Origin of the sequence: Bradyrhizobium cytisi, from assembly GCF_008123515.1 — a bacterium.
Taxonomy (GTDB): Bacteria; Pseudomonadota; Alphaproteobacteria; order Rhizobiales; family Xanthobacteraceae; genus Bradyrhizobium; species Bradyrhizobium cytisi.
Genome location: NZ_VSSR01000031.1, coordinates 26,365 through 41,418 on the forward strand (window position 1 = coordinate 26,365; position 15,054 = coordinate 41,418).

Annotated in this window: 16 protein-coding genes and 1 pseudogene; 3 read left to right on the forward strand and 14 right to left on the reverse strand. The window is 61.3% G+C overall.

All coding sequences use genetic code 11. The features are described 5' to 3' along the window. Positions 1–31: 31 nt before the first annotated feature. The 5 genes from FXB38_RS19875 to FXB38_RS19895 form a co-directional block, all read right to left on the reverse strand. Positions 32–799, reverse strand: coding sequence for an ABC transporter permease (locus FXB38_RS19875; protein WP_148752680.1), 768 nt, complete (start codon positions 797–799; stop codon positions 32–34). After that, positions 796–1,581: an ABC transporter permease gene (locus FXB38_RS19880; RefSeq protein WP_148752681.1), complete on the reverse strand. Its 786-nt coding sequence runs from the start codon at positions 1,579–1,581 to the stop codon at positions 796–798. Before FXB38_RS19880 ends, FXB38_RS19875 begins: the two co-directional genes overlap by 4 nt. After that, positions 1,578–2,423 (reverse strand): ABC transporter ATP-binding protein, encoded by an 846-nt coding sequence (locus FXB38_RS19885; protein ID WP_187435007.1) that lies wholly within the window; start codon positions 2,421–2,423, stop codon positions 1,578–1,580. The genes FXB38_RS19880 and FXB38_RS19885 overlap by 4 nt, the downstream gene beginning before the upstream one ends. 124 nt (positions 2,424–2,547) lie before the next feature. Then, positions 2,548–4,242: a dihydroxy-acid dehydratase gene (gene ilvD, locus FXB38_RS19890; protein ID WP_148752683.1), complete on the reverse strand. Its 1,695-nt coding sequence runs from the start codon at positions 4,240–4,242 to the stop codon at positions 2,548–2,550. A 78-nt stretch (positions 4,243–4,320) separates the two neighbouring features. Then, positions 4,321–5,304 (reverse strand): ABC transporter substrate-binding protein, encoded by a 984-nt coding sequence (locus FXB38_RS19895; protein ID WP_148752684.1) that lies wholly within the window; start codon positions 5,302–5,304, stop codon positions 4,321–4,323. 126 nt (positions 5,305–5,430) lie between these two features. Between FXB38_RS19895 and FXB38_RS19900 the strand changes: the two genes are divergently transcribed. Then, positions 5,431–6,390, forward strand: coding sequence for an NAD(P)-dependent oxidoreductase (locus tag FXB38_RS19900; RefSeq protein WP_148752685.1), 960 nt, complete (start codon positions 5,431–5,433; stop codon positions 6,388–6,390). Positions 6,391–6,414: 24 nt separating this feature from the next. Here FXB38_RS19900 and FXB38_RS19905 read toward each other — a convergent pair whose 3' ends face one another. The 4 genes from FXB38_RS19905 to FXB38_RS43895 all read right to left on the reverse strand — a co-directional run bounded on the left by FXB38_RS19905 (position 6,415) and on the right by FXB38_RS43895 (position 10,294). Next, the gene (locus FXB38_RS19905) at positions 6,415–6,978 is read right to left on the reverse strand and encodes a flavin reductase family protein (protein ID WP_148752686.1); all 564 of its coding nucleotides are present in this window, start codon (positions 6,976–6,978) and stop codon (positions 6,415–6,417) included. 9 nt (positions 6,979–6,987) lie between these two features. Continuing rightward, on the reverse strand, positions 6,988–8,217 hold the full coding sequence (locus FXB38_RS19910) for an acyl-CoA dehydrogenase family protein (RefSeq protein WP_148752693.1): 1,230 nt from the start codon (positions 8,215–8,217) through the stop codon (positions 6,988–6,990). 64 nt (positions 8,218–8,281) lie between these two features. Continuing rightward, the gene (locus tag FXB38_RS19915) at positions 8,282–9,550 is read right to left on the reverse strand and encodes a CaiB/BaiF CoA transferase family protein (RefSeq protein WP_148752687.1); all 1,269 of its coding nucleotides are present in this window, start codon (positions 9,548–9,550) and stop codon (positions 8,282–8,284) included. 216 nt (positions 9,551–9,766) lie between these two features. Next, positions 9,767–10,294, reverse strand: coding sequence for a phage terminase large subunit (locus FXB38_RS43895; protein ID WP_148752688.1), 528 nt, complete (start codon positions 10,292–10,294; stop codon positions 9,767–9,769). Positions 10,295–10,595: 301 nt separating this feature from the next. Between FXB38_RS43895 and FXB38_RS44870 the strand changes: the two genes are divergently transcribed. Continuing rightward, positions 10,596–10,790, forward strand: a complete 195-nt coding sequence (locus FXB38_RS44870; protein ID WP_187435005.1) for a hypothetical protein — start codon at positions 10,596–10,598, stop codon at positions 10,788–10,790. A gap of 730 nt (positions 10,791–11,520) precedes the next feature. On the opposite strand, the gene FXB38_RS42860 is transcribed toward FXB38_RS44870, so the two are convergent. The 4 genes and pseudogenes from FXB38_RS42860 to FXB38_RS43905 form a co-directional block, all read right to left on the reverse strand. Then, complete coding sequence (locus FXB38_RS42860) at positions 11,521–11,670, reverse strand: hypothetical protein (protein ID WP_187435006.1); 150 nt, start codon at positions 11,668–11,670, stop codon at positions 11,521–11,523. A gap of 464 nt (positions 11,671–12,134) precedes the next feature. Continuing rightward, on the reverse strand, positions 12,135–12,944 hold the full coding sequence (locus FXB38_RS19930) for a molybdate ABC transporter substrate-binding protein (RefSeq protein WP_246230002.1): 810 nt from the start codon (positions 12,942–12,944) through the stop codon (positions 12,135–12,137). 68 nt (positions 12,945–13,012) lie between these two features. Further along, a complete protein-coding gene (locus FXB38_RS19935) occupies positions 13,013–13,693 on the reverse strand; it encodes a hypothetical protein (RefSeq protein ID WP_148752689.1) in 681 nt (226 codons plus the stop codon). A 343-nt stretch (positions 13,694–14,036) separates the two neighbouring features. Continuing rightward, a pseudogene (locus FXB38_RS43905) lies at positions 14,037–14,120 on the reverse strand (DUF3606 domain-containing protein); the annotation flags it as partial. A 120-nt stretch (positions 14,121–14,240) separates the two neighbouring features. Between FXB38_RS43905 and FXB38_RS19945 the strand changes: the two are divergent. Continuing rightward, positions 14,241–14,654 (forward strand): hypothetical protein, encoded by a 414-nt coding sequence (locus FXB38_RS19945; protein WP_148752690.1) that lies wholly within the window; start codon positions 14,241–14,243, stop codon positions 14,652–14,654. Between the two features lie 111 nt (positions 14,655–14,765). Here the strand turns inward: FXB38_RS19945 and FXB38_RS19950 are convergent. Beyond that, positions 14,766–15,054: tyrosine-type recombinase/integrase (locus tag FXB38_RS19950; protein WP_148752691.1), on the reverse strand; the 289-nt coding region annotated here is incomplete at its 5' end.

Genomic DNA, 15,054 nt, shown 5'->3' on the forward strand with positions numbered 1-15,054 from the left:
CTCCCGATCTTCTGGTTTCTTGTTCGTCAGGTCACGCCTCGGGGAAACCCCGTAGGAGGTACGATCGCACGGCGCCCAAAAGGCCGTTGAGGATCAACCCTAGCAGCGAGATCGCGATCAGCGGCACGAACATGTCGACAGCCTGGAAGGTTCGGGCCGCGGTCACGAGCACGTGTCCCAAGCCGTCCGTCGACGTGATCATCTCTGCCAGAAACACCACGATGCAGCAAATGACAAGACCGATCCGGCACCCGGTCAGGATCGACGGCATTGCCGCCGGCAAGACGACCTTGAACAGGATTTCATAGCGCCGCGTTCCCGCTGCCATGGCCGACCAGATCAGCTTTTGCTCCACCGTCGAAGCACCGTAATAGGTCGACAGGAGAATAGGGAAGAGCGCGTCCGCCGCCACCAGCGTGATCTTCGACCCATGTCCAAAGCCGAGCAGCAACAACAGGGCCGGATAGAGCGCAACCTTCGGCAGCGGCGCCAGCACCCGTACGATCGGCCGAACTATGGCGTTGATCGCCGGACTGGCAGCGGCCGCGATGCCGATACTGACGCCGAGGACGACCGCAATCGCGAAGCCGGCAAAGAGCCGGATCAGGGTCGCCGCGATCTCCTGTTGAAACGTCCATGTCACGAGTTGCTTGAGCAGCCGGCCGAAGACGACGCCCGGCGGCGGCAGCAAAACCACGGGCGCGAAGCCGAACGACACCAGGCCCTGCCATAGCGCGATCACCAGTACGATTGGCGCGAGCCCAAAGATGACGTTTGCTGAAAGAGAACGCGGCATCATGAGAAGCTCAACGGCATGTCAAACTGAGGCTCGGACCAGCGTACCAGTCTCGCACGGACGCGCTCGAAGACCGCATCGAGACAGATGCCCATCGCGCCGACGATGATGATCATCGCGTACACCGTATCGTATTGGCCCATATCGAGCGCGTTGAACAGGATATTCCCCGCTCCCGATTGCCGCGCGATCATCTCGCTGGTGATCATCGTGATCAGCGCCAGCACCAGGCCGGTGCGGCACCCGGTCAGGATCTCCGGGAGCGCAGCAGGCAACACAATGCGGACCAAGCGCTGCAAGGGCGAAAGTCCCATCGCCGCGCCTGACCACAGCATCTTCTCCTCGACGGCCTTGGCGCCTTCAAAGCTGTGATAGATCACCGGAAGGCTGACACCGAGAAAGATCACCAGCGTCTTGGTGATGTCGCCCACGCCGAGCCACAGCATGATGATCGGCATCAGAGCCGCCTTCGGTACCGGATAGATCACCATCAGCAGCGGATTGAAGAAGGCCGCGACTGCCCGGCTACGGCCCATCAACAGGCCCAGCGGAATCGAAACCAGCACCGCTATGCCGAACCCGATCGCCATGCGGCGGAGCGAGGCCAGGATGTTGATCAGAGATTCCTTGTCGCCGAGGATATCCGGGATCGCGCGGATCGCTTCGATAGCCGTTGGAAAGCTGTCGTTCTTCAGCGCAAGCGACGCGACCTGCCATACCGCAAGCAACCCGATGCAGGCGAACATCGGGGCAGCACGTCTGGCCAAGGCCGACGGTGAGGTCATGACACTGATCCTGTCTCGTCGACCTCGTCAAACATACGCTCGATGTCGACGACGTATTTCTGGTACCGCGGATCGAGCAACAGCTCGTTGCGGCGCCGCGGCCGCGGCAGATCGATATCGATGACCTCCCGGATGCGGCCGGGAGATTTCGACATCATCACGACCTTGTCCGAAAGGAAGACGGCTTCGTCGACCGAGTGGGTGACGAACAGCACCGTCTTGCGGTCACGCTCCCAGATGTTCAGAAGATCGTTCTGCAAGCGCGTCCGGGTATGCGCGTCGAGCGCACCGAATGGCTCGTCCATCAACAGGACTTCGGGATGGTAGGCGAGCGTCCGGGCCAGCGCGACGCGCTGCTTCATGCCACCCGACAACTCTTTCGGGTAGAAGCTCTCGTAGCCCTTGAGGCCGACCATTTCGATCAGAGCACGGCTCTGTGCTTCCGCCTCTGCTACTCGCACACCCTGCTGGCGCGGGCCATACATCACGTTGCCCAGCACGGTCTTCCACGGGAACAGCGCGAACTCCTGGAACACCGGCCCGCGATCCGGACCCGGTCCCGTGATCGCCTGTCCTTTCATCTTTGCAGCGCCGCTGGTCGGATTGACGAAGCCACCGACAATGTAAAGCAACGTCGACTTGCCACAGCCGGACGGACCGAGGATCGAGACGAATGCCCCCTCTTCGATCGTTAGCGAGATGTTAGACAGCGCAAGATGATCCTTGCGCGCCGAGGTCTGGAAAACCTGCGAGACGCGGTCGATCTCGATGATCGCAGAAGCCGGCTTTTGTGACGTCACCGGTCTCACCCATTCGCTCGATCTCGAAGGCACCACCTTCATCCCGTCTCTCGCTTCACTCATGCGCGAACGTCACGCAACCGACCTGCTGAATGTCCTCCATCAGCGGAACGAGCTTAGCAAGAAACTTGCCAGACGGATCACTATTTCGCACGTGCGCGATTTTTCAGTCGAACCACGGCCACTCCGCCGGTCCCTCATGAGTGACCGCTCCACCCGGTGCCTGGCCGACCAGACGCGCATATTTCGCCAACGCTCCGGCGCGATGACGCGGCGGGCGTTGCTTCCAATCGCGTCGGCGTGCAGCGAGTTCCTGCTCGTCGACCAGCAAGTCCATGCGGCGGCCGGCGGCATCAATCCGGATCTTGTCGCCATCGCGGACAAGCGCCAGCGGGCCTCCGACGAACGCTTCGGGCGATACATAGCCGATGCACATGCCGCGCGTGGCACCCGAGAACCGGCCATCCGTGATCAGGGCCACCTTCTCACCCATGCCCTGGCCGTAGATCAGCGCGGTGACGCCGAGCATCTCGCGCATGCCAGGACCACCGACCGGCCCTTCATTGCGGATCACCAAAACCTCGCCAGCCTTGTAGCTGCGGTCACGAACGGCCGCGACGCAGGCCTCTTCATCCTCGAAGACGCGCGCCACGCCCTCGAAGAACTGGCTCTTCAAGCCCGCGACCTTGATGACGGCGCCATCGGGACAGAGATTGCCCTTCAGAACGGCTACGCCGCCATCAGGCATGATCGGCGCGCGGGCCGCGTAAACCACCTCGCCATCGGGCGCGTTGGCCGCGCCGTACTCTTCCGCGAGCGTACGGCCCGTGATGGTCAGGCAGCTGCCATCGACATGCCCGCTCTCGATCAACTCGTGGATCACGACGGCCGCACCGCCGATGTCGTAAACATCCTTTGCCGTGTACTTGCCGCCCGGCCGCAGGTTTCCGATCAGCGGCGTCCTGGCAAAGACCTCGCCGACATCATCGATCGTGAACGCAATGCCGGCCTCGTTCGCAATCGCCGGCAGATGCAGTGCGGCGTTGGTTGACCCGCCCGTGGCGGCAACAATCGCAGCTCCATTTTCCAGGGACTTCAGCGTCACGACGTCACGCGGAAGCGGCCCGCCTCGTTCGAGCATCTCCATGATCAATCGCCCTGCGCGGCGCGATATCTGCGCGCGCTCGGCATAGACGCCGGGCACCATTGACACATTGGGAATGGTCAGGCCCATCGCCTCCGATACCATCCCCATGGTGTTCGCAGTGAACTGACCGGCGCAGGCGCCAATGGTCGGCAGGCAGGCGCGCTCGATCCGCTCGAGCGCCGCGGCGTCGATCTCACCGGTCATGAAGCTGCCGACGGCCTCGTAGGAGTCGAGGACGGTCAGCGTGCGTCCATCCACGCGGCCCGGCAGCGAGCTACCGCCATAGATGAAGATGGAAGGCACGTTGCAACGAACCATGCCCATCATCACGCCCGGAAGCGTCTTGTCGCATCCGCCGTATCCGATCAACGCGTCATATGCGAGGCCGTGGACGACGGCCTCGATGGAGTCGGCGATCAGCTCACGCGAGAACAGAGAGAACTTCATTCCCTCGTGATTCATGCTGATGCCATCGGACACCGAGATGGTTGAGAATTCGCGCGGCGTGCCGCCGGCCTCCTCTACCCCTGTCTTGGCCGCAGCCACCTGAAAGTCGTGGGTCATATTGCAGGGCGTCTGCTCGCCCTTCATGCTGACGATGCCCACCATCGGCTTGGCAATGGCCGCGTCATCCAGTCCCATGGCACGCATGAAGGCACGGTGCGGCGCCCGGTCGAGGCCGTCAGTCGTTATCCGTGATCGCAACTTCTTCATGCCTGCATTATCTTCATGCAATGTCCCGCACACGACGGGACATTGCGACCTCATTGGTCCAGCGAACAGCCCGATCGCCTATTGCAGCGGCGCGACGATCGTCGGATGCTTGAACTGCGCGACATCCAGTTTCGGCAGCATTCCGGTTTCCGCATAGATGTCGAGCATCTTCTGGATCGCCGGGAAATTCGGCGCTGCACCGGGATCGCGCCCGAAATCGTTGTCCTTGAGCAGATAAGTCTCGAGCACCGGGATGGGCGCTTTCAAGACTTCGTTGACCACCTTCAAGGTCTCTTCGCGGTTCGCCAGCGCCTTCTTCATTCCCGACGTAATATCGCGGACGTAGGTTTTCACCAATTCCGGGTTCTTGTCGACGAAATCGGCACGGCAGGCTTCCAGGATGTGCACGATGTTCGGCATGGCCTGCGACAGCGAGAACAGTTTTCTTGTGCCGCCCTTGGCCTCAGCTCGCGCCGCAAACGGCTGGTTCATGTTGACCGCATCGACCCGGCCCTGACGCAGGGCATCCTCGGAGACGGCAAAACCAACCTCAACCAGCTTGATGTCCTTGGCCGGATCGACGCCGTTCTCCTTCAGCAGCAGGTTGAACGGGCCTTGCGTGCCGCCGCCGATCACGGAAATGCCGACTGTCTTGCCCTTGAGATCTGCAATGGTCTTGATCGGCGAGTCATCCATGACCGCCCAGTAGACCGAGAAGCCACCAGGCTTCTCGAAGACGTGCTGCGCCACGATGTAGGCCTTGAGATTGCCGCCGACCACGCCGTTTGCAAGCGAGAGTGGCGCCTGCGTCGCGCAATCCAGTGCGCCGGCCGCCAAGGCCTGCGTCATCGGCGCGGTGCCCTGAAACTGAGTCCATTCGATGTTGTAGCTCTTGCCGATATCGGGAAATTCGGCCGGCCTGCGCATCATCCAGTATTTGGATTCCTCGGCCGGGATGGTCCAGCCCACGCGGATCGTCTGCTGCGCCCGTGAGGGGCTTGCGCCCGCGATCATGGCCGCCACGGCCCCTATTGCCAGCATCCACGTCGAAACAGCCCGCATCGTGCCCACTCCGTTGCTCCGGGCGCCGACCGGCGCCACCCAACCCAACCGGCCCGAATGTTTCATGGTTCAAACAATCAGGCAAGCCATGCAAGCCGGCCGGTTTCGCCGCGGGATGCGTTATGTATGGTGCGCAGCGGTCGCGCGGCGTTGCGCCGCTACAGATGGAGGCAACCTATGGCTGATGCGAGTATGACAAACCCGCAAGGCGTCGAGAAGCTCGGCTATCTCGGCCTGGGACTGATGGGGACACCGATGACCCGGCGCTTGCTCAAGGCCGGCTATCACGTCAGCGCCTGGAACCGTTCGGAAGGCAAGGTCGCACCGCTCGTCGACGCCGGCGTCAAGCGCGCGGACACGCCTCGCGACCTGCTGGCGAACTCCGACATCATCTTCATGTGCGTGACGGATGCCGCTGCCGTCGAAGAGGTGATCTTCGGGCCGGAAGGTCTTGCAGTGGCTCCCGGCGCAGGCAAGCTCGTGGTCGATTTTTCATCGATCCATCCCGACGCCGCACGCGAGCTTGCAGCGCAATTGAAGTCTGCGAACGGTGCAAGCTGGATCGATGCACCGGTGTCCGGCGGCACCAAGGGCGCTGAAGAGGGCACGCTTGCCATCATGGCCGGCGGAGAGGCCTCCGACATCGAGCGGGCCCGGCCCTATGTGCTGGCCATGGCGCGCAGGTTCACCCACATGGGTCCGATCGGCGCTGGCCAGACCACAAAGCTTTGCAACCAAGTGATCGTCGGATGCGCAATGGCCGTGCTCGCAGAGGCAACGCGCCTTGCCTCGAATGCCGGAATTGACGCAAGCCGATTGCCTGAAGCGCTCGCCGGCGGCTTTGCGGATTCGATCCCGCTTCAGCTCTTCGTGCCGCGCATGGTCCAGGGCATTCATTCGCCGCCGCTCGGCCACATCGCGACGATGCTGAAGGACCTCGACACTGTGGCCGATGTCGCCCAGGCAACGTCAACGCCGGTGCCCATGGCAACGCTCGCGGGACAGATCTTCAGGCTGGCCAAGGCTGCACGCGGCGCAGACGCGGACGCCCTGGAAATCTACACGCTCTCGGCTCCGGACCGTTGAACCGACGAGCGTCCCTGGATCGCCCTACGGCGATTTCTTACGCTCGTCGTCAGGCAGGAACCGGCCATACGTCCCCCGCGCAAACAGCAGCGCCTCTTTTGCATTGTAGGCATAGGCCTCGACCGCACCGAGAAAGATCACGTGATCGCCGCCGTAATAGCGATTGACTGACCGGCACTGAAAATTGGCAACGCTCTCGGCAAGAACCGGCGCGTTACCGAGGCCTGGCATCCAATCCACGCCGGCGAACTTGTCCTCGGACGGCTTTGCGAATTTATTTGCAAGCGCCTGCTGTGAGGTTCCTAACACGTGGACGGTGAAATGGCTGGCGTTCTGAAACACGCTCAGGCTCGAGGAATAAACTCCGAGGCTCCAGAGCACCAGGGGAGGATTCAAGGAGACCGACGCAAACGAGTTGCAGGTGATGCCATACGGCGCTCCATCAGCGGCCGTGGCTGTGATGATCGTTACGCCTGTTCCGTAGGTGCCGAGCGCGCTGCGGAAATCACGCGGATCAATCTGCGACTTGTCGCTCGCGAACTCGTTGGCCGGATCAGGAACGGCCGGCTGCTTTGGCAGATCATTCATCAGCCGGCCTCACAAGGTGAGATTCTCGGACGGCAGGCCGAGCGCCACACGTCCATAATTGGTTCCGGCCGCATCGAAATTGAACGCGAGGTGCGAGTTGATCGCGTGCGCATCGCGGAACTGCCGCTGCAATACGCCCGTCGTGAACAGGCCGCGCGCGCCGCTCGCCGCGAACAGCATCGAGACGGCATCCGTGCACAAATTGACCGAGAACGCCCCGTCGCGCCGATACCTGGTCTTGATCGCCGTGTCGGGTGTGTGCTTGCTTCGTGCGTGCTCCATCGCCTCGATACAGGCCGAGCGCATGATGAGGCGTGCAGCATCGATCTTCGCGGAAGCCTCCGCGATCTTGATTTGTGTGCTTTGGAAGTCGCTCAGCTTGGCACGGTTGTATGTCGATATGCGGTGACGCGCGACTTCCGTGTAGTCGTCCAGGCAGGCCTGAGCATTCCCGAGCGCGACGCCGGAGAGAACATAAGGAAATAGCGAGAACACCGGCAGCGCATAGAGCGGATTGGGGTTCACCTTGCTTCCGGGCGGTGCGCCTCCTGCCAGATCACCGACAGCGACCGTCATATGCTCGCGCACAAAGGCGTCGCTGACTTCGACATCCGACGACCCGGTGCCGCGCAATCCGGCGACGTTCCAGGTGTCGAGGATCTTGTAGTCGGCCTTGGGCAACAGGAAGATGCGGTATTCGATACCGTCAGCCTCGTCGTCCGACGAAACGACGCTTGCGAGCATGTTCCACGCGCAGGAGCCGACACCCGACGAGAACGGCCAGCTTCCGTGCAACCGGTACCCGCCCTCAACCTTCCTGGCGCGGCCGGCGGGGAAGATGAAGGATGACGCGATCAGCACGTCCGGGTCCCGGCCCCAAACCAGATCCTGCGCGCGCTGCTCGAACATGGCGAGCATCCAGTGGTGGCTCGCCAGATTGGCAAAATTCCACGCCACCGATGCATCGGCCTGTCCGAGCAACTCGGCGCAATCGATAAGGGCGACGTAATCGAACTCGGCGCCGCCAACGCGCTTCGGCTGAAGCATCCGGAACAGACCAGCATCGTGCAGGTCTTGCTCGGTTTCGGGTGGCAGGTGCCGCAGCTCCTCGGTGCGGGCCGCGCGCTCCCGCAATTGCGGCACGAGCGACCGGGCCTTGGCAATCATCGTCGCATAGGCTCGTGCGCCGGAGTCTGTCACCACCGACTGACCCATGCTCGGCTCTTGACCAGGCGCCATTCGTGTCCCTCGCTCACATGCATTTATGCGGCCGGAACCCTGCCAAATCAAGCCGGAGCAGCGTTCAGTCCGACGTCGTGGCCTTGGGCAGCCCAAAGGCCCCTTTTTCCGCCAAAGCCGCAATCCGCTCTTTGTCGTAACCAAGCATCTCGCGCATGACGCCCTCGGTATGCTCGCCCAGCAGGGGCGCAGCCACGGGATCAATCGCCGCAGTCAGGCTCATCTTGATCGGCGGCTCGATGTTCGGCACCCATTGCGCTGTGCGATGCGGGATTCGGTTCAGACGCGCGCGTTCGCGTGCTTCGGGCGCATTGAACCCTTCCTCGACGGTCCGGAGATAGCCGACGGGGATATTGGCCAGCTTCATCTTCGCCATCCAGTTCTCGAGCGTGTCGCTCGCGAACACCTCCGCGATCGCTGCGCGCAATAGCTCCTTGTTCTCGGACCGCGCCTTCCGCGTCGCGAACTGTGGCTCGTTGATGAGATCCGGGCGGTTCATCACCTCGACCACCAGCCGTCGATACAACCGGTCATTGGCGCAGGCCATGTAGAGCGGACCGTCGGATGCCTCGTAGACGCCGACGGTGGGAGACCCGTTCGGCGAATTTCCGAACCGTCCGGGGTTCTTGCCGTTGATCAGATAGGCCATCCCATAGAAGCCGGTCATTCCCATGGCGACGTCGAACAGGGCGACCTCGACATGCTGTCCGCGGCCGAGCCGATCCCGCGCCAGTAGCGCCAGCAGGATGGCATTGCAGGCGGACATCCCCGTCGCCATGTCGACAATCGGCGGGCCGGTCCGAACCGGCGGACCATCGGCGAACCCGTTGAGCGACATGAAGCCGCTCTCGGCTTGCGTGATCGGATCGAAGCCGGGGCGCGAGGCGAACGGTCCGTTGCGTCCGTAGGCCGAGATCGAACAATAGACCAGCCGCGGGTTGAGCGGCGCGACAGCCTCGTAATCGAGGCCGAACTTCTTCATGACCCCGCTGGAAAAATTCTCAACGACCACGTCAGCCTGGCGGATGAGATCCAGCGCGACCTCGCGCGCCTCCGGCACCGCGAGATCGAGCGCGATGCCGCTCTTGTTGCGGTTCAGGCTGAGATAAGCCGCGCTTTCGCCGCCAATCTCGGCGTGCTCATACGCGCGCGTGTCGTCGCCACCATCGGGGTTCTCGATCTTGATGACGCGGGCGCCGAAATCGGCAAGCGTCTGTGTGCAGGCGGGACCCGCGACCACCCGCGTGAAATCGACGACCAGCAGACCATCAAGTGCGGTTGGCCCTCCCGCCGCCCGCGACGGACGTTCCGGCAATTGAGGCTTGGTGGACATCCTTGTGGCTCCCCTACATCGGCTTGTGCTCGCCGAATTTCCTGCAAGCGAACTTAAAGCCCGGCGAAGTCGCCTGCGCAAGTGCTTCGGCAGCAACGCTTCAATACGCAAAAAGGACCCGGCAGCGGTCAAGCTGACGGGTCCTCAAGCATTCCAGGCGAGCGCGCGCCGTTTTGACGTTGCGAAAGCCAGCTTCCGTATCACGGGAAACCTGGCTCAACGAAGCGACCTTCGCCAATAGAGCGTATGCGACCAGGCCCAGGGCACCACGGGTTGGTAGAGCCGATAGCCCGCCCGGATGAAATTATTCGCGGAGAAACGATTGTCCGTTGTATCCGAAACGATACTGTCCCATCCGATGCGCCGGCCCCGCGCCTCGACGGCCCGCATCAACCTGCGCTGAAGTCCCCTGCCCCAGTGTCGCTGCAAGACCTGCAGCCCGCGAAAGATGATCAGCCCGTCGCCGGACGTCTCGATCTTGTCGCTATAGAACTTGAAACCGTGGCCGAGCCCGAGGCTTGCGATCTTGCCCTCGATCAGCCGTTTCGACGATTGCGCCAGCGTCCGCTGCGCCTCGCGGATGCAGACCGCCAGCGTCCCGCGCTCGGCCTGGCAGGTCTCGACCAGCAGCTCGCCGAAGAAATCCGATTTGCCCGAGCCGCGTCCGCCGTACACGCCCTTGTAGCGCGCAGGCTTGAGCAGCGGCGCAAAGATCTTGGCCGTTGGGATTTTCAGGATGGACATCAGGCGCGCGGAGGCACACGGCTTAAAATTCGGATCTGCGAGCGATCGACACGCTCCGGTTTGCTCTCACCGTCTGCCTTGATTGCCGTATCAACGCGCGGCGGAAGCGAAAGCGCATCTTTCATCCAACGAGACCACTCGGGTGCTGCAGGCTCCTGGCTTGTCAAGGATGTCGATTTGGCTGGAATAGTCGGCCTATTGTTGATCATGGCGATTTATTCCCCTCGGTTGTCGCTGGTGAGGTGTTCAAGAGTGCTGCGTCATCGATCCGTTCGGCAGCCTGCCTGGAGAAGTTATCCGGATGCACGATGACGCGCTCGATCCGATGAATCAGCTCAATCGACCCTTCGGCATCGTGTGGCTGCACCGGCTTTCCCCAACCGCGATCGAGGATCGCAATTGCCGCAGCGACGCGCGCCGCTGGCGCAACTTCCTTGCTCGACATGAGGTGAACGAGCACGTCGATCGCGCTCTTGGTAAAGCTTCTCGCCAATGATCGCAGCTCGGTCATCGTCCTTTGCCTGAACTGCCTTTTGGCGACAACGCCGCAAGGGGTTGCGTCGCCCTCTTGCTTCACTTCCATCCAGAGATTCCTTCCCACAACGCGATTGCAACAAGGCCCGCGACCGCGAGCGATATCAGATAGGCGGTCATGCTCTCTCCACAGCAAACAAAATGCGCGGCAGACCGCGTGACGACGCGATCGTTTCGGGCGCGAACCCTATCTCCGTTTGTCCGGAGGCCGCAGCGGCGCGAGCGAACAGCGCTCACACCTCGGGCCGGCACGTTCGCGCGTGCACGGCCAAAATGGTTCGGACGGCGGCGCGCCGATCGGCGCTCCATGAACGCGTTTCAACGAGGGCGAGGCCGCGATGCGCGGGACGCCGTCCGATCTCGAAATCGAAACGAAAAACCCGCGGCGGATGCTTCCGGCGCGGGCGAACCAAACTCGTTTCGATGATGTCATTCTGCCGGTGTTTTGCCCGACGTGTCAAAGCCTATGTTGAAATGAAAAGGCCCGCAGCGGGTGCACCCTGCGAGCCAACTTCGGATTTTCGATGATGCCATTCTGCCAGTGTTTTGCCCGACGTGTCAAATCAGAATAGACCCGACTGTCCGCTTTACTCGAAAGGCGAGGTAGGGTGCCGACCGGATCTATGTCGGCCTTGAGCCACCAGCGGAATTGTCGGCGCCGGATGCAAGCGGGCCCGCCAACTGAGGCGGCCTTACTCCTCGCGGAGTTGGTCCGATTCATTCGTCTTCCGAGGTGCAGGAACCAAATCCTCCACTCGCTTCAGCCCAGCGGCTTTAAAGAGACCGAGAGTAACGACGATCATCATCACTACGGTTCCAGCCAGTACCAACAGCGTCAACATGGCATTTCTCCATGTCTGCCCGCATACAAACTCAAGCAGTCAGGTTGCCGTTCCTAAACGACGGGAACGCTTTGCCGAGTAGTAGGTTTTCCCGATGCCCTTCCCCAAGGGCGACCCCGAATGGGCCCCAGCTCCATCGTCCCCCCATTGCCTGGAGCTGGGGTCATTTTCAGATCAAGCCATCGCCAAATTCAAACTAGGCCATCGCGCTCGGAAACAGGTCACTACCCCACGCCGGATGGAAACAGAGCAGCGACCTGAACGCATGCGAACGAAGCTCGCGTCGACTCTGGGTCACAAGCGGCGGTAGACGCCAAGCTGGATCGGCGTCCGGTCCGCCTCTGAGAGCCGAAATGACACGTCTTCAAGCGAGCTTCGGCTTAGGTCCATATGCACCAGCGGGTTAAGCAATCCGCTGTAGCAGCGCCGATTGAACGTCGTTGCCCCACGAAGCAGCTGTTGTTTCACCCCGGCGTCATACCTTTGCTCTTGATCACCGATATGGCGTCCGGCGTTTTCAGGTAGTCGACGAGCGCCTTCGCGGCTGCGGCTTCCTTCGTACCCGCACCGAGCGCGGCCGTGAATACGACATCCTGCTGCAAGTCAGCAGGGAACGGGCCAACCACATCGAGGCCCGGCACCGTCAAGACGTTCATCAGGAAGAGCGCGAGTTCAGCCTCGCCCTTGGCAACCACAGCGACGACCTCTGCCGGCGTCGGCTGCGCTTTCATCTTGGCTTTCATCTGCTCGGTGATGCCGAGGCGCTCGAATACCCTCGCTATTGAATAGCCGGTTGCGCTTTCCGGAATCGAGGCGACCGATTCCGCCTGGAGCAAGGCAGCTTTTAACGTGTCGGGCGTGGAGATGTTGGGCTTCGGCGCACCGGCGCGAACCGCGACACCGAGGCCGACACGAGCTATGTCCAGCGTCGGCCCAGCTGCGAAATGTGATCGCGCGCCAGCGTCCCTCATCACCTCGACCGGCACGACGCCGACATCAAACGGCTTGCCGGAGGTCGCTTCCTTGATCAGGTTCGGAGTGGTGCCGAAGAAGATATCAAGCTTGTGGCCTGAGGTTTGTTCGAACTTCGGCTTGAGGCCCGCCCACACTGCTGTCATGGCGCCACCGGCCAGAACCCTCAACTCAGCTGCGGTCGCAGTCGATGACAGCATCATCACGGCCAAGATACCCCCTGCCGCTAGAGAAAACGTCCTCATGTGACCCCCACAAGTTAATATAAACTGAGCGTTGATCGCACCTCGACGCTGCGCCATTCTAGGTTAAATGCCTAAAGTCTCAGATGGGCCAGAACCGGAAATAGGGTCCTGCTATTGCAAGCATCTTAATATTTGAGTGCCTCCTGATCGCATCGATCACCACGCCCTTCGGGCCTAGCGGCCGATGGATCAGTTACGCCCCGTGTCGCCGTGCACTCGCGCTGCTCTGATGCAGGAATGAAGACAAGCTTCTCGTTCCTGAAATCAAACGCTCCGAAATAGGTCCAGGTGTCGGAAGGTGTTCCGTTCCAAAGGGTCTCGATGGTGCGCCTCTTTGGATCAACGATGTAGTCGTCATAGGTTGGCCCCAAAACGGCGACCCGTCCGTCATTGGTGAGGTAGACGCTCGTTCTGGGCCAGTGCGTCCAATCAAAGGCGGACAGGTGCTGTCTGACCACACCTGCGGAGTTTCTTACGACGAGGTAGCGCCCCGAGTCGGTGCTCCAGTGCAAGTAAAACTCAAGTCCAAGTGTGGCTTCCAAATCAGGAAGCTCGATCTCCGCAGCTTTGGTGGGGATAAGCATCGATCTGACGACGTACCAGGAACCAGGAATACACAGTGCCAAGATCGGCACCGTGATCAGCACGAGAGCGACTAGCAATAGACGTGCTTTCGTCCGCTGCACTCGCGTGAGGATCAAGATCAACAGAGCGGCAATGCCAGCCGCGCTGACAATCACAATTGAGGCGGGATGTTCCTCGAGGATTAAGGCCCCCGCGTCCCCGAGACTGATTTGCAAACTCATTGCCTGCATCGAAATGCCAGAGGTCCACCTGGTTGCATAATGCCAATATATCAACCCTTCGCGGCGTGGAATGCTCAATTTTTAAGGATCGGACGATGTCCGCAACGGGTCAACAGGCGACATAAAAGCTTTGGACGAATAAAAGCCCGCGGCGGATTGCTCCGCGCGGGCCGAACCGAACACCTTTTCGATGATGCCATTCTGGCAGTGTTTTGACCGACGGGTCAAGCTCTTTAAGAGGATAAACCGAATCGACTCCGGCGCGCGACGGGGGGACTCGCGCGCCAGAGCCGCCATTACAGCCGGCTATCGGCAGACGCGCCGTTCCGCATCCGCGGTGAAGATAGTCGACTTCGTACTTTTGCCCACCCGCCACGCGCGCGCGGTCTTGATCGCGACCGCGAGCGGTCTGCTTCTTTGCTGCCAGGTCGGCTCTTCTTCGCTCCCCGATTTTTTCCACAGCCACCAAACCGAGTACGACCTTCGCGGCCGACACCACTAGGGATCGATAATTTGCCAAGGCCTCGCGGCTTGGCTTTGATGCCGTATGTCCACGAAATCGCGCCATTATCTCTACGGAACCCAGATCAAGATGTCGGCTGAACAAGCCGCGAGCGCGCGCAAGGAAGCCGATAAGCTCGCCTGCGTTGCGTGGAATTACTGGATGCTCGGCTACAGGGGTCCAGCTCAGCCATCACCCACGATCGGCGACGCCATCAACGCCGGCTTCCTCTATCTTGAGATTCGATGCCTCGGATGCGATACCAATCAGACTGTGGCCCTCGATATTATTCGACGTCCAAAGACAACGCCCGTTCACGAGCTTGAACGCTATATGCGGTGCAAGGACTGCTCGCAGGTGCGGCGCTACCCGTACAAGCGAAGCGCGCTGGTGGCGCTAAGGCCTACGAAGATTTCAGCCGATCATCCGGCGTCATATTGGTGGCCCGGCGAGCGTTAGGGACTGATTTGCAACATGTGCAATCTCTACTATGCCGACCTCGGGATTATGCCGACCATTGCCTCTGAACGGGCTCTGGCGGCGGCGATCGCTGCGTTGGAGTCGGCATAATCACAGCGCCTCCAGAAATGCGAGAAGCTTGTCATTCGGTCGAAAACGACCGGGGGTGGCTACCGCTGGAGCTGTCGCGGCCAGTGCGCGTTCCTTGATTCCCATATCAGCGTGTAGGTAGATGTGGGTGGTTTCGACCTGCTCGTGGCCGAGCCAAAGTGCTATCACCGAGGTCTCAATTCCTGCCCGCAGCAGTCGCATCGCGGCGCTATGACGCAACACATGCATGCTGATGGATTTCTGTCCCAACGACGGACAGGCGGGGGTTGCGATCTGAACGTATTTGGCG